Raw genomic sequence first — 16093 nt, 5'->3', positions numbered from 1 at the left:
TATGGTGCGCGATGATCGTGCTTTACATGGCTAATACATACCTAAAATTTATTAAAAAATGAGTTAACTAAATCTGTTATGGCAAAAACACCTAAAAATGAAAGCGCTAAGAGCAAACCGAAAGAAGCGACAAAAGGTAAACTCAAACAAGGCGCTAAAAAAGAAAATGGGGAAAAAAGTACTGCTAAAAACCCCAAAACAACTCGTAAACCTACAGCAAGAAAAAATACTAAAAAAAGTACCAATAAATCGCTGACACCTTCCTTTAAACAGCGTTTCTTTAAAGGCTTATGGTCAATTATCTGGAAAGCGAGTCTTGCTTTTATTGCGTTTATTATTATTTGTGGCATCTATTTTGATAAAAAAATAGAGCGCCGTTTAGATGGATCTACGTGGACTCTGCCTGCCGCATTATATGCAAGGCCTCTTACATTACAGGTCGCATCGCCATTAACCCAACACGCCTTGGTTGGGGAGCTCAGGTTATTGAATTATCGTCCTGTGAGGAATGTACAAAGCGCAGGACAGTTTGCAACCAGTGGTAATAAAGTCACTATATATCGTCGTGCGTTTGATTTCTCCGACCGGTCTGAGCCTGCACAATTAGTGACGGTGAGTTTTAATGGGCAAGGGGTGAGTGATCTTAGCAGTAGACAGCAAAGGCATTTGCAACAATTTCGTTTAGACCCTTTGTTATTAGACAGGCTGAATAGCAAGCAAATTCAAGACCGGGTCTTTGTACCTTTTGAAAAAATACCGGATCTCTTTATTAATACATTGCTATTAATGGAAGATCGTAATTTTTATCATCATCAAGGTGTGTCACCTTTTGCTATTTTGCGCGCGTTTATTGTTAATTTTAAAGCGGGGAGAACGGTACAAGGAGGTAGTACATTAACGCAGCAATTAGCAAAAAATTTGTTTTTATCTCAAGAGCGTAGCTTATGGCGTAAGTTTCAAGAAGCGTATATGGCGGTGTTAATTGATCATAAATACAGTAAAGATAAAATATTAGAAGCTTACTTAAATGAAGTGTATTTAGCTCAAAATGGTGCGACGGGTATTTATGGTATTGAGTTAGCTAGCGATTTTTATTTTGCACGTCCGGTTGATGAGTTGCGCGTTGAGCAAATTGCATTATTGGTGGCAATTATCAAAGGTCCTTCCTACTACAACCCAAGAAGGAATCCTGAACGAGCACTGGCACGTCGAGATTTAGTGTTACGTTTAATGCTGGAGCATAACTATATTAATACCGCACAATATCGTATAGCGGCTAAGGGAAACCTTAATTTAAGTAATGCCAAGGCGTTAAATAACCGTGCTAATCCAGCTTTTGTGAGTTTGTTAAACCGAGAGTTACAAAGTGATGTACCGGCAAGTGTACGTAAAAAAAGTGGCTTATCGATCTTTACGTCAATTTCTCCTTTAGCGCAAAAAAATGCTGAAATGGCGATACAGAATGGGGTACCAAAAGTACAAAAAGAGGGGCAGCGTGACTTACAAGGTGCGATGGTCATTACTGACCGCGAATATGCTGAAGTGCGTGCGATTGTTTCCGGTAAGAATGTTAAGTTTAGTGGTTTTAATCGAGCCTTAGACGCAAGTCGGCCAATTGGTTCTTTGGTTAAACCTGCGGTTTATTTAACTGCACTAGATCAAGGCTATGCATTAACCGATACATTAAATGATAAAGCGATTATCCTCAAAAATAGCACCGGTCAGCGCTGGCGTCCTAAAAATTACGATCGAAAATTCCGTGGAGAGGTGACCGTTGAATATGCATTAGTGCACTCATTGAATGTCCCGACCGTAAACCTTGGGATGCAAGTAGGTTTAGGCAATGTTATTGATAGTTTGCATAAAATGGGGGTTAATGAAAAAATACCTGCTTATCCATCTTTAGTGCTAGGCAGTGTGTCATTATCTCCTTTTCAAGTCGCGCAAATGTATCAACCAATTAGCATGAAAGGAGTGTATAAACCGTTAACAATGATTCGCTCCATTGTATCGAGTCAAGGCGAGGTGGTTTATCAACGTAGTCAACATGCGCAGCAAATATTTTCATCACAATCGGTGTCACAATTATCTAATGCATTACATAAAGTGACTACAGAAGGGACTGCTCGTAGTTTACGTTGGCGCAACCCTGGGCAAGACTTTGCTGGTAAAACGGGGACCACCAATAATCTTAACGATAGCTGGTTTGTCGGGTTTGATAAAGATGAAGTGGTCACCACATGGGTTGGGAAAGATAATAATAAAAGTGCAGAGTTAACAGGCAGTAGCGGGGCATTAGTCTTGTTCTCTGATTATATGAAAGCAAAAGTAGGGAACTAAAGTGCAACAATTAACACCAATAACTAATGTAGAGCAGCTACGGGATGCATTTTCTCATAATAAAAGTTGGGATGCACAATACCGGCTCATTATTCAATTAGGTAAAAAGTTAGATAGCTTTCCTGAGCAGTTAAAATTAGAACAGCATCAAGTAAAAGGTTGTGAGAGTTTAGCGTGGTTAGTGATCACCGAAGAAAACGGTGTTTATGATTTTAAAATGGACAGTGACACTCGTGTGGTCAAAGGGTTAATGAAAATTATTTGGTTAATTTTTCAAGGAAAAACAAAACAGCAAATAGAGGATATTGATTATCAGGAGCTGTTTGCTCAATTAGGGTTGTTAAATCATTTGAGTCCATCTCGTGCCAATGGTTTATTTGCCATTATAAATACTATTAAAGGAGTCAATACCATTGACTAAGTTTCAACTTAAGATTGTTTTTTATAGCTTATTTTTACTCACTCACTCTGTTTTTGCGACAGCAAATGAGGCGTCTGCACAACAACAAGTAAATGTCGCTGCTGATGTATCTACAGATGCTGAAATAAATAGTGGAGCTGCCGCAGTAGCCGCTAATAGTGAACATCGTTATGTTTATGATGTTTATTATAAAAGTATATCGATTGGTGATATGACTCAAGAGTACCGTTGGAAAGGAAAAAATGTTGAGGTTAACTCAGTTGCTGATTTTTCTTTTTTATATTTTTCATTTGGTGGTAGTCAACAATCAGACATCGTCTGGGATGAGACAAAAGATTTATTTTTAAGTCGTTCATTTTTTAGAGAAAGTGTTGGGTTTAGTACGGTCAAAATGAGCGCTAAATTTGACCCAACAGGCCATCATTCAGAGGTCGTTAATAATGGTGAAAGTGCTGAATACTCAAACCAAGAAGGACCCATTGTTGACTTTAATACCGTGACCTTACAAATAGGGGAAGGTTTAAAAAAAGGACAAACAGATTTCGAGTTTTATATGCAAACATCTGACGATATTGCACATTATTACTTTCAGTTAAAAGGGACTGAAGTCATCAAAACTAAGTTCGGCGAAATGGAAGTATATCGAGTACAACAAACCAGAAAGAAAGATCGTACGTTTATTGCTTGGTTTGCTCCTCATTTTGATTATCAAATGGTTAAGTTTGAATATCAAAGAAAAGTGTTAGATATCCATGGCGAGCTGGTTGAGCATGGCACTGATTTTTAATTTGATACCGACACCATGATAAAAATCATAAAAATGATGACAGTGAAATAGGATGAAAGTGAAAAAGAATAAAATCAGTAAAGGGGCGTTACATCCTCGTAATAAGCATATCGGTCGATATGATTTTACGGCTTTGGTTAAGTCATGCCCTGAACTAGCGGCTTGTTTGATACAAAACCCTAAAGGCGACTTAAGTATCAACTTTAGTGATGCACAATCGGTCTTATTATTGAATAAAGCATTATTAGCGCATTTTTATCAAATAGATTTTTGGCAAATCCCCGTTGGTTATTTATGCCCACCTATTCCAGGACGAGTGGATTATGTACATTACATTGCTGATTTATTAAGTGAGGATCTTGTAGGAGGAGCTCCTACTGGTAGTCATATTAAAGGATTAGATATAGGCTGTGGTGCAAACTGTATTTATCCTATTCTAGGTAGTCGTAGCTACGATTGGTCTTTTGTCGGCGTTGATATTGATAAGTTGGCAGTGAAAACAGCGACATTATTAGTTAATGCGAACAAAAATATCAGCAAAAAAATTATTATTCGTGAACAAAAAAATACACAACAAATTTTATTGGGTATGGTAAAAAAGTCGGATAAATTTGCTTTTTCGATGTGTAATCCTCCTTTTCATGCCTCAATGGAGGCAGCAACTGCAGGTAGTTTATTAAAACAAAAAAATCTTGGTAAGCATGCACTATCTAATGCGAATAAAAAAATTAACAATGATACTGACTTAAATTTTTCTGGGCAATCGCATGAGTTAAGTTGTGCTGGTGGTGAAATTGCTTTTGTGAAGCAGATGATCGCTGAAAGTGCGCAGATTAAAGAGCAAGTTGGTTGGTTCACTTGTTTACTTTCTAAAAGTGAAAATGTGAACCCTTTGAAAAAAGCTCTAGAAAAGCACAGTCCTCAACAAGTGAAAGTGATTGAGATGTCACAGGGGCATAAAATAAGCCGCTTTCTTGCATGGACTTATTTAGACCAACAACAAAGGCAGCAAATTTTCTAATTGATTTATTTAACTCTTTGAATGGTAGCTAAATAAACCATCTGTTAATTAAGCTAAGTCTTTTAATGACTCGGACATAGTAAATATTAAAAGGAAACTCAATGCTAGCTGTGATTCTAGAATTTGATGTTATTGATGGTATGGAAGAGCAATTTAAAGCGTCATGGGCTGAAACAACGAAGTTGATTTATCAGCACTTTGGTAGTTTAGGTTCAATATTACACCATTCAGAGAATGGAAAATTTATCGCCTATGCGCAATGGCCAAGTTTAGATGTGTATGAAAATGATCATTATTGGCCTATCGATAAGAATCAAGCCAGAGATAGAATGAGAGCCACTCTGAAAATAGGAAAACCAACCGTACTTCATAAATTAATATTGGACACTGACTTATTAAAAACGACAACTTATACTGCAGTTAATAGCAATTGATAAGCATTTTTTAAATTAAATAAGCTGATTTCAGTGCAGGGTCTAGTAAGCTCATCGATAACATTGTTTGTTTATGGTTGAGCTTTCACTTGGCATTATATTTTATTATCTAGCCATTTAAATAGGCAATTTTCCTACCCATTTAAATAAGTAATTTAACGGTATATCAATATTACTTCGCTATTATTTTTCTTTTCCTTAGCCATCAAGATGCATTAATAAATGAAGATTTAAAATAGCTTAAAACATTCAGATCCAACTTTTTCGTTTATTTTATCTTACTTTTCTTTATTAATTTAGGGGGTGATCTTTACCTATTATCCTCTTCAATTACCCCTTGTAAATATATAAAATAAAAATAAAATTTATATTTTAATTTGTGAATGTATTGGTTTTTATTTGCAGAGGAGAAGACTACAATTTAGAGGTGATAAAGAACTGAAATATAGCGAGGTTTTAGCACATGAATAAAAGTGTAAAACAGTTAATAGGTGGCTCTGTATTAATACTGGTCATTATATCAGGTTGGTGGCTGTGGCAATCATTTAAAGCGCCACAATTAGCCTCTGATTTTGCGGTGAGTAATGGACGAATTGAAGCCGTTCAGGTTGATATATCCACTAAAATCGCAGGCCGTGTTAAAACGGTACTGGTTAAAGAAGGGGATCTTGTTCAAGCAGATCAAACACTGGCACAGATTGATACTGCTCAATTATATGCTCAGAAACTTCGTGCAGAAGCCGATGTTGCCAGTGCTAAAAGCCTTGTTGCTTCTGCGCAAGCATCGATCTCAATGAACAAGGCTCAACAACTTCTTGCAAAACAAGAGCTTGCTCGTGTTAAAGCGTTGATTGATAAAGGTCATACCAGCAAAGAAAATTATGACCTTCGAGTCAGTAATGTGTCAGTGGCTAAAGCAAACCTAGATGCAGCTCAAGCGATGCTTATTTCACGACAACGCAATGTCGATGCTGCCAATGCAAATGTCACTGAAATTCAAACTCAACTTGATGATGCAACACTGATTTCACCAACGATTGGTCGAGTGTTATATCGTCTTTCAGAACCCGGTGAAGTGTTAGGCAGTGGTGGTAAAGTGCTGACGCTGATCAATCTCGCTGATGTTTATATGGAGGTTTTTTTACCCACCGCGCAGGCTCATCGTATTGCCATCGGTGCTGAAGCTAGAATTAAGCTAGATGTGCTTGATGTTGCTATTCCTGCAACCGTGAGTTTTGTTTCACCGGAGGCGCAATTTACGCCAAAACAGGTTGAAACACAAAGTGAACGAGAAAAGCTAATGTTTCGTGTCAAAGTGCGAGTCCCTGAACAATTGGTTTTGAATTATATTGAGCGAGTGAAAACGGGTATTCGTGGTGTTGCTTATATTCGATTGACACCATTGCCTGGCGAAGCGCCATCTGTATGGCCTGAGTTTCTTCAGAAATCACCCTCAAATGTCGATCAGAAATCTACAGAAAATGTTGATTAACAACTACTGTAAATGTTGCTTTGACAACAAGAGTAAATGTCAATTAGTTATAAATTGATGGAGTTATTATGGTTGCACAAAATCATCCCGTTATTTGTCTTAAGGGGATAACACATTGCTATCGAAATAAGCCTGCTGTTAATGATCTCACGTTAGATATACCTGCGGGTTTAATGGTCGGTTTACTTGGGCCTGATGGTGTCGGTAAGTCTACCTTGATGGGATTGATTTCAGGTGCGCGTAAGCTGCAGTTAGGTTACCTCGAAGTACTTGGGGGCGATATGGGTTCAGTGCAGCATCGAAACAGTGTCGGACCGCGTATTGCTTATATGCCACAGGGGCTTGGAAAAAATCTTTATGCTGAGCTTAGTGTTGAAGAGAACCTTGATTTTTTTGGTAAGCTTTTTGGGCAGGGCAGTACTGAACGCAAAACCCGTATTGACAGACTCACTAATGCAACGGGGCTTGGCGCTTTCTTATCTCGTCCTGCGGGTAAACTTTCAGGCGGGATGAAACAAAAATTAGGGCTTTGTTGTGCGCTTATCCATGACCCTGATTTATTGATATTAGATGAACCAACCACGGGGGTTGATCCACTTTCTCGTCGCCAGTTTTGGCAGTTAATTACAGATATTCGTAGCGAACGTCCTACCATGAGTGTGCTCGTTTCCACCGCTTATATGGATGAAGCGGAAGGTTTTGATTGGTTAGTGGCAATGGATGATGGAAAAATTCTTGATACCGGGACTCCACTGGCACTAAAAGCTAAAACAGGTGCAAAAGATATCGAGACTGCATTTGTTCGTTTATTACCTAAAGAAAAACGAGGTACAGCGAACGAGCTGGTGATCCCTGCTTTAGACAACAAACAAGGCGTTGTAGCCATTAAAGCACAGGGATTAACTCGACGCTTTGGTGATTTCGTTGCCGTTAATAATGTTAGTTTTGAAATTCAGGCTGGCGAGATTTTTGGTTTTCTTGGTTCGAATGGATGTGGTAAAACGACTACCATGAAAATGTTAACTGGCTTGCTGCCCGTTTCTGAGGGAGAAGCTTTCTTATTTGGCAAACTAGTTGATGCGAATAACTTAGCAATCAGGCATCGTGTAGGTTTTATGTCACAAGCATTTTCACTTTATGGTGAGCTAACCGTGGAGCAAAATTTAACATTACATGCTCGCTTATTTCATCTCAGTGCTAAAAAAACGATTGAGCGTATTGCTACCTTGGTTGACCGTTTTGATTTACGTAAACATATGAATTCCCTTGCCTCATCGCTCCCGCTTGGTATGCGTCAACGTCTTTCCCTTGCTGTGGCCGTCATTCATGAGCCTGAAATGCTGATCCTCGATGAGCCAACTTCGGGCGTAGATCCCGTTGCAAGGGATAGTTTTTGGCAACTATTAGTTGAATTATCTCGCCACGATAAAGTAACCATTTTTATTTCAACACATTTTATGAACGAAGCATTACGTTGTGATCGCATTTCATTGATGAATGCAGGTCAAGTACTTGTTTGTGATACTCCTCAACACTTAATTGAAGCGAAGGGCGCGGATTCTTTAGAAGCGGCTTTTATTAGTTATATTGAAGAAGGCATTGCTGAAACAGTCTCTAAAAACTCCAGCACAACGAAAGTGCCTCCTGATTTAGTTGGCATTGCATCAAATACAACATCTAATGCAACTCTTAATACAAGATCAAAAAAAGGCTTTTCTGTTACTGGTCAGTTTAGCCTTAAGCGTCTTTTCGCTTACAGTTATCTTGAGACAATGGAAGTAATGCGAGACTCAGTGCGTTTAGCCTTTGCCTTTTTTGGCAGTGCGATTTTACTGATCGTTATTGCTTATGGTGTTTCTCTTGATGTTGAAGACTTACGTTATGCGGCATTAGACTTGGATCATTCACCTGAAAGTCGACAATATTTAAGTAATTTTGAAGGCTCACGATATTTTCTCGAACAACCTGTCTTATATAGCAAAGACCAACTTGAACAGCGCTTAAAGTCTAATGATATTACCCTCGCTATTGAGATCCCTCCTAGCTTTGGACGTAATCTGAAAAAGGGTGAAAATACAACTATATCAACATGGATAGACGGTGCGAATACCACTCGTGCAAGTACTATCGCCGGTTATGTAGCAGGCAGTCATCTCCATTATCTTACAGAACTTGCTACCAATGCTGGTATTGACGCTAGTGCTGCTGCACATGTTTTAATCGAATCTCGTTATCGTTATAACCCGTCCTTTGAAACTATCTATTCAATTGGCCCTAAAACCCCTGCTCTATTATTACTTTTATTCCCAGCTATTTTGATGGCGGTTAGTATTTCGCGAGAAAAAGAGATTGGAACAATTACTAACTTTTATGTTACTCCAACCAACCGGTTTGAATACTTGATTGGTAAACAGCTTCCTTATGTTGCGATAGGAATGGCTAATTTTGTAATTTTGACGCTGTTAGTTGTCTTTCTGTTACAGGTTCCTCTAAAAGGAAGTTTATTGGGATTAACGTTGGGTGCTTTTTTGTATGTTTGTGCATCGACCAGCTTTGGTTTACTAATTTCTTCGCTGACTAAATCTCAAGTTGCCGCTATATTTGCTACTTCTATTCTGTCATTGATGCCGACGATTCAGTTTTCGGGAATGATTCAACCGACTTCCACCTTAGAAGGAGTTGGTAATTTTATTGGCTCTGTTTGGCCTGCAACCTATTATATGCATTTGAGTGTCGCTGCATTCACCAAAGGGTTAGGTTTCTCTGACCTAACCGGCGACTTGCTTATATTGACTCTTTTTGGACCGATATTTTTAGTCATTGCGGCTGCTATTTTGAAAAAACAGGAGGCCTAAATGTTCAAAACTGGGATTAATATCTTCTGGCTTGGCGTTAAAGAGTTGCGTAGTGTTTTTGCTGATATTTTTGTGGTTGGATTTATCGTATTTGCATTTACGTTAGACATCTACACTCAGGCGACTGCGATGAGTGAGTCGGTAAATAATGCATCGGTTGCGATTGTCGATGAAGATCATTCTGAACTCTCTCGGAGTATTGCCAGTGCTCTTTATCCTCCTTATTTTAAAGTACCGGTGTTAATTAGCCCAGATCAAGTTGATCAATCAATGGATCACGACCGCTTTATGTTTGTGGTGAGTATTCCACCTGATTTTGAAAAACAAGTGCGTGAAGGTAACCAACCCAGTGTGCAAATCGATATTGATGCCACTGCTGTTTCACAGGCAAGTCTTGGTAATAGTTATATTCAGAGTATCGTTACCAGTGAGGTAAATCATTTTATAAATCGTTCTGATAAGGTTACTACTTATCCTGTGACACTGGTTCAGCGGCGTGCTTTTAACCCTAATGGAACGGGAATGTGGTTTGGCGCAATTAATGCGTTACTTAATCAGATAACCTTACTCACCATTATATTGACAGGTGCAGCTTTGTTGCGTGAACGTGAGCATGGGACCATCGAACATCTATTGGTTATGCCGTTAACCTCATTTCAAATTGCGATAGCTAAAGTTTGGGCGAATGGATTAATTATTCTTGTCGCGTTTATGTTATCGATGTTGTTTGTTGTCGAAGGTCTACTCGATGTGCCGGTTGCAGGTTCTCGATGGTTATTACTTGGCGGAACTGGTATCTATCTATTTGCTTCCGCTGCCATTGGTATTTTTTTGGGAACGATTGCACGAACAATGGCGCAGTTTGCATTGTTACTGATGATGGTGATCATGCCTATGATGATGCTTTCGGGTGGATTAACTCCGATTGAGAGTCAACCGATGATCATACAACCTTTAACTTGGTTTTTTCCTTCTCGCCATTATATGGCTTTCTTTCAAGCGGTCGCTTTTCGAGGAGCTGGTTTGAGTATCATTTGGTCTGAGCTGTTGATTATTATTGGCCTTGGGGCGATCTTCTTATCAGCAAGTTTGGCATTATTCCGACGGTCCATTTCGGTTAGTAAATGAGACAAATAAAACGGGTTCTCAAAGTTGAACCTGCTGGCTGAACAATAATATTGGCGATTTATTGCTTAACCTCAAGTAAAAAATTGTTCGTGTAACACAATAAATCACGTAATAAACTTGATGTTGAAGTATTATTTATTTTTAATGATTGAATCTATCTTTGGAGCGTTACACCCATGAATAAAATAGAAATTAAGTATTGTAAAAAATGTCGCTGGTTAATGCGCTCATCGTGGATGGCCCAAGAGTTATTAAGCACTTTTGAAAACGAGTTAGATGAGGTGTCATTATTACCCGGAGAAGGTGGCATATTTGAAATGTTCGCAAATGGTACGCTTATTTGGTCTCGTAAAGAGAAGGGCGGCTTCCCCGAAATAACCGAATTAAAACAGTTGGTCAGAGATGTTATCGCCCCAGATAAAGACTTAGGCTGTATTGATCGTAAAGCGACTAAAAGCGTGTCTTGATTATTCATTATGTCACTACGCAGGATATATAAGCTTACAAAATACTTATTTTTTCACTCTTATTGTATGTTTTTAATGCGTACATTTAATTCTCTGGAGCCATTATGTCAGCAATCGCGAATACACCTACTCCGCCTTATTATGCAGTGATTTTTACTTCTACTCGTACTGAAAAAGAGGACGGTTATAATGAGATGGCTGCCAGAATGGTTGAACTCGCGCTGCAGCAACCAGGTTTTTTAGGGATTGAATCCGCGAGGGAGGAGTTGGGCATTACCGTCTCTTACTGGGCTGATTTAGAGGCAATTAAAAAATGGAAAGCTAACAGCGAACATCTACAGGCTCAAAAATCAGGACGTAAATCTTGGTACGATAGTTTCAAAGTACGTATTTCAAAAGTAGAGCGTGATTATGGTATTTAATCACAATACATTTTTCTTGATGTTACTATAAAAGTAATCTTAGACATCTTATTAATTCTACTTTCGAACGGTTAACTGATTGAAAGTAGATACTATCCAGCACTATATTTTCCTCATCCATGATGCAATCGTCATTCAATGGTCTATGCTAATATCGCTTATTGTATAAATACTTAAAAGTTATATATCTCAAGGCCGTTGTGATTTTTGTGCTTTGAATGATAACGGGTATATACTCTCTTTGATTAACCCTATTTGAGTATTAAATATAGAGTTTTATTGTGGCCGTTTACCAGTTTTCTAAATATTAAACCTGTTATTTAATAATTGTTCTGTATTGAGATTATATTCTCAATATTTTTTGCTTACCTTTTCGAGGCAAGTCAAATGGCTATGCACTTTAGTTCGTCTCTGCGAACATAAATTTATCTACAGGAAGTTGATGTAAGTGATAATTCAGAATTGGCTTGAACAACTATGCTTGATGATTCCAAATGTTCAAGCATCAATAGTTGTTAAGCATTTTCATCAAGGTAGTGATGATCAACCGATTGCTTACTGGCCGAACCAATCCATTGATTGTGATAGGTTATTGCAGAGTTTGCCTTTATTGAAAGCTCAATTATCTCCAGTAGTGACCATGGGTAAACCGTTGTCCAGAGATAACAATACGGCTAAAAAATCTAATGACACACTGATCATTGCTTTTCCGCTTTCCTTTTGTGCCTATTCATCTGGTGCAGTGATCCTTGAGGTCGAAGCTAAAATTAATCAACAAGCGGTGTTGTTACAGATGCTGAAATGGGGGCAAAGTTGGTTACAATTATTATTAAACAATATTGAAAAAACTGGCGATACTGTCAGACAGCCACAGGACTCATTAAAAGAAAAGTCTGAGAAGCATCATCATGAGCAGCCTAAGCAAATCCCTTCAAATTATTTAGTGATTATTCAGGCGATCTTGTCTTGCTCCGAAACGCAACAAGCTAACATGACGTTAGTCAATGAAGTTTCACGTTGTTGGCCGTTTGATCGAGTCTCATTAGGTATCGTTAATGGCAACGACGTTGAAGTAAAAGTGTTGTCACATAGTGCTCATTTTGATCAGCGTAGTAACCTAGTTGTTAATTTACAACAGGCGATGATTGAAGTGAAAAACGAAACAGAAGGACGATATTTTCTAAGTTCACAGGTTGAAGAACTTACTGATTACCCAGAACATCAGCGATTACTATTACAACATGTACAACATGAGAATAACGCCTTAATCTCTATACCGCTTAAAAATAATGCACAAACGATTGCAATATTATTATGTGAATTTCAATCACAAGCTCTGTCTACTAAAAAACTGTCCACCAAAAAACTGTCTAACGAAAAGCTATCTAACAAAGAAAAGCTTGAACAGGATTTAGCTTATCAAAATACAATAGATGATCATGCTGATACCAAGCTTATGGCTTCTAAATATTTAACTGAGCTTACTCTCTTAGCTAGCATGTTGGGCCCCTTAGTAGGGTTGCATCAACGCGGTACTCAAAGTATTCCAGAACACATAATGGGTCGTTCCCGTGCTTATTTAACGCGGCTAAATCAAGGGAGGTTTGGTAAATTACCTTTAGCGTTTGGTGTTATTTTGTTATTGATGATGACCTTTGTTATTGATAGTGACTTCAGAGTGAGTACCGAGGCAGCGCTTGAGGGACGTATACAACGCGCAGTGGTTGCACCCTTTGATGGTTATATCGACAGCGCTTTTGCGCGTGCGGGAGAGCAAGTACAAAAGGGGGAACTATTGGCTCAACTTGACGACCGTCCTTTACAGTTAGAAAAGCGTGGTTGGTTGAGTAAAAAAGAAGAATATCAAAAGCAATATCGGCAGGAACTTGCGACATTAAGCCATGCTAAATCACGGATTATTAAAGCACAAATTGCACAAACAGACATACATATCGATCAAGCTGATAGTCGTCTACAACGCGCCAAACTACTTTCTCCATTATCTGGAATTATTATTGAGGGGGATTTGTCTCGTTCATTAGGGGCACCCGTCGAACAAGGGCAGGTACTTTTTGAGGTAGCCCCGTTAGATGATTACCGTGTGGTATTAAAAATTCATGAACGTGATATCGCATATTTGCAAACAGGGCAAAAAGGTTCATTGATGTTAACCGCTTATCCTAATCACTCTATACCGTTAACTATCGAGCAAGTGGCTATCGTCTATGAGCAAGAAGGGGATTACACTTGGTATCGAACCGAAGCAAGCCTTTCCTCTGAGCATTTGCCTGACAATATACTATTACGTCCTGGCATGGCAGGGTTAGGGAAAATAGAAGTGGGTCAAAAAAGTTTGGCTTGGATAGGACTACACCGCTTAACAGACTGGTTGCGTTTGTGGCTTTGGTCATGGACGCCTTAAACCATGAGAGTTGACCAACAGACATGGGATTCAATTGCCCTGCTTAAACCTAAACTTCGGTCGCATGTGACTTTTTATCAGCATGTGTATCGTCAACGAACATGGCATATTGTTGCGGATACGCTGTCGAGCTCGCATTTTCGTTGTACGGAATTGGTGTTTCAGTTTATTCAAAGTCTTGATGGTACAAATAGTATTGAACAAGCCTATCAGCATTGTCTCGACCTCGAGGGGGAGCAAACGCTTGAACACGTCGATATTATTAACGTTATTGCTACGCTTCAGCTGAAAGGTTTATTACAAGGTGACATTCCTGTTTCTGTTCAGGATCTTTATCAGCGCTATAGCCAACATCAACGACAGAAAAAAATGCGTATTTGGTCGCGCCCTTTATCATTTAAGTTATCGTTGTGGGATCCTGACCTATGGCTTGAGAAGGTTACGCCTTTATTGACAGGAGTATTTAATCGCTGGGTATTGATACTCAGTGCATGCTTAATTGTGTTGGGTAGCAGTGTTGCTTTAGGTCATTGGCAAGCATTGGCAGAGCATTTTTCGGTTCGCTTTATAGGCCCTCAAAACCTAGTTCTTATCTGGTTGTTATATCCTTTGGTTAAATTTTTTCATGAACTAGGGCACGCGATTTCAACCAAATATTGGGGCGGTGAAGTGCATGACATGGGAGTCTTATTTATCGTGTTTATGCCCGTCCCCTATGTTGATGCATCTACTAGCCATCAGTTTAGCAATAAACATCAACGTATGATGGTCGCCGCGGCGGGCATTTTTATTGAGTTATTATTAGCGGCCTTAGGCATTATTATTTGGTCGATGATGGATGACGGTATTGGGCGTGATATTGCCTTTAATATTGCCGTTGTCGCAGGGTTGTCGACACTGTTTGTGAATGGTAACCCTTTGCTTCGCTTTGATGGTTATTATGTCTTTTCTGATGCGATTGAAATTCCTAATCTCGCGAGTCGCTCAAATAAATATCTTGGCTATCTGTGTCAGCGTTTTCTATTGGGGTTGGACCGCTCAGCTTTAGTAAATTGTTGCCCATTAACCGCCGATGGAGAGCGTAGTTGGTTCGTTTTTTATGGAGTAGCAGCAGGTATTTACAAGCTACTTATCAGTTTTAGCATCGCTTTTTTTGTTGCTAGCCATTATTTTATTATCGGCGTTATTTTAGCTGTATGGTATTTGATACAACAGCTGCTATGGCCAACTTTCTCTGCACTTACCGCATTACTTAAGGTAGCAAAAGCACACGGTCGATTTAAGCGATTAACGTTAACGACTTTACCAATCGTTTCATTGCTTTTGTTGTTGCTCTTTTATCCTTTGCATTGGAGTTCACATATTGAAGGGATTGCAACCTTACCAGAAGCCGCCTCTATACGAGTAAAAAGTGACGGTTTTATGAAAGCAGTATTGCAAAATAATAGTGATAAAGTGAAGGTCGGCGATATTTTATTTGAGCTTGAAAATCCAGAGTTAGTAATTAAAAAACAATTGATTGAAGCACAAATAGCGGAACTTGAAATGCGAGAAAATCAAGCATTTATGGAAGGGCCTTTGGCAACTCAGGTTATCAAATTAGATATTCAACATGCTCAAGCAACGCTAGCGGATATACAAGTTGAAATTGATAGCTTAGCGGTAAAGAGTGAATTGGCCGGAGTGATATCTATCCCCAAAGCACTGGATATGCCCGGTCGTTTTTATCGTAAAGGAGATATTTTAGGTTTTGTTATTGACCTAAATAAAGTGTCTGTCAAAGCGATTATTCCTCAGAATAAGTTTGAACAACTTAAAATTAAGCAGCTCAATTGGCAGGTTAAGTTAAATAGTCAGCCTTTTTCAACCTTCAATGCTACGACTGGACAAGAAATTCCACAGGCGTCATTCCAATTACCGAGTGCTAAACTAGGGACTGCTGGTGGCGGTGCAATACTCGTTGATGCTCGAGATAAAGAGGGGCGCACGGCTCTTGAGGCTGTGTATCAAGTTGAATTGATGTTTGTAAATTATACTGAGCACTATTTAGCCGCGAAAGTTATTGTGAAAGTTAATCATCAACCAGAAAGCTTCGCCGCTTACCTATTCCGAATACTCACACTCTCCATCTCCACTCATTTTCAATAAAAGAAAGACTAAGTACTTAGCTAACAAGTCAACGCTATTAATTTGCTCCCCATCATATTTGTAATTCCCATCTTATTTTTAAATAACTATTACTACTTTTTAGGTATTCTTTGTATTTTAAACTACAATGGTTTTATAGATAAATAAATTTCCGCA

12 protein-coding genes are annotated in these 16093 nt (G+C 38.8%); all 12 read left to right on the top strand.

Annotation, left to right across the window (positions count from 1 at the left end):
• Nucleotides 1-78 precede the first annotated feature (78 nt).
• The 12 genes from mrcB to GQR44_RS07210 all read left to right on the top strand — a co-directional run bounded on the left by mrcB (nt 79) and on the right by GQR44_RS07210 (nt 15937).
• Nucleotides 79-2340: a penicillin-binding protein 1B gene (gene mrcB / locus GQR44_RS07265; protein WP_166370745.1), complete on the top strand. Its 2262-nt coding sequence runs from the start codon at nt 79-81 to the stop codon at nt 2338-2340.
• A gap of 1 nt (nt 2341) precedes the next feature.
• Nucleotides 2342-2761: a SufE family protein gene (locus GQR44_RS07260; protein WP_166370743.1), complete on the top strand. Its 420-nt coding sequence runs from the start codon at nt 2342-2344 to the stop codon at nt 2759-2761.
• Complete coding sequence (locus GQR44_RS07255) at nt 2754-3548, top strand: DUF3108 domain-containing protein (RefSeq protein WP_166370741.1); 795 nt, start codon at nt 2754-2756, stop codon at nt 3546-3548. Before GQR44_RS07260 ends, GQR44_RS07255 begins: the two co-directional genes overlap by 8 nt.
• A gap of 58 nt (nt 3549-3606) precedes the next feature.
• The gene (gene rlmF / locus GQR44_RS07250) at nt 3607-4569 is read left to right on the top strand and encodes a 23S rRNA (adenine(1618)-N(6))-methyltransferase RlmF (RefSeq protein ID WP_346774329.1); all 963 of its coding nucleotides are present in this window, start codon (nt 3607-3609) and stop codon (nt 4567-4569) included.
• Nucleotides 4570-4670: 101 nt separating this feature from the next.
• The gene (locus GQR44_RS07245; protein WP_166370737.1) at nt 4671-5003 is read left to right on the top strand and encodes an antibiotic biosynthesis monooxygenase; all 333 of its coding nucleotides are present in this window, start codon (nt 4671-4673) and stop codon (nt 5001-5003) included.
• A 463-nt stretch (nt 5004-5466) separates the two neighbouring features.
• Entirely contained in the window at nt 5467-6495 is a 1029-nt protein-coding gene (locus GQR44_RS07240) for an HlyD family efflux transporter periplasmic adaptor subunit (RefSeq protein ID WP_166370735.1), read from the top strand.
• A 68-nt stretch (nt 6496-6563) separates the two neighbouring features.
• A complete protein-coding gene (gene rbbA, locus GQR44_RS07235) occupies nt 6564-9350 on the top strand; it encodes a ribosome-associated ATPase/putative transporter RbbA (RefSeq protein WP_205962997.1) in 2787 nt (928 codons plus the stop codon).
• The gene (locus tag GQR44_RS07230; protein WP_166370733.1) at nt 9351-10478 is read left to right on the top strand and encodes an ABC transporter permease; all 1128 of its coding nucleotides are present in this window, start codon (nt 9351-9353) and stop codon (nt 10476-10478) included. It begins immediately after the preceding gene.
• 176 nt (nt 10479-10654) lie between these two features.
• Complete coding sequence (locus tag GQR44_RS07225) at nt 10655-10945, top strand: SelT/SelW/SelH family protein (RefSeq protein ID WP_166370731.1); 291 nt, start codon at nt 10655-10657, stop codon at nt 10943-10945.
• 104 nt (nt 10946-11049) lie between these two features.
• Nucleotides 11050-11367 carry an antibiotic biosynthesis monooxygenase gene (locus GQR44_RS07220; RefSeq protein ID WP_166370729.1) on the top strand — a complete coding sequence of 106 codons (318 nt, stop codon included), beginning with the start codon at nt 11050-11052 and terminating at the stop codon, nt 11365-11367.
• A 448-nt stretch (nt 11368-11815) separates the two neighbouring features.
• On the top strand, nt 11816-13789 hold the full coding sequence (locus GQR44_RS20040) for an HlyD family efflux transporter periplasmic adaptor subunit (protein WP_166370727.1): 1974 nt from the start codon (nt 11816-11818) through the stop codon (nt 13787-13789).
• A gap of 3 nt (nt 13790-13792) precedes the next feature.
• Nucleotides 13793-15937: an efflux RND transporter periplasmic adaptor subunit gene (locus GQR44_RS07210; protein ID WP_166370725.1), complete on the top strand. Its 2145-nt coding sequence runs from the start codon at nt 13793-13795 to the stop codon at nt 15935-15937.
• Nucleotides 15938-16093 lie beyond the last annotated feature (156 nt).

It is taken from the genome of Psychromonas sp. SA13A, from assembly GCF_011378715.1.
Lineage (GTDB): Bacteria > Pseudomonadota > Gammaproteobacteria > Enterobacterales > Psychromonadaceae > Psychromonas.
This window is presented reverse-complemented; position numbering and strand designations above follow the sequence as displayed.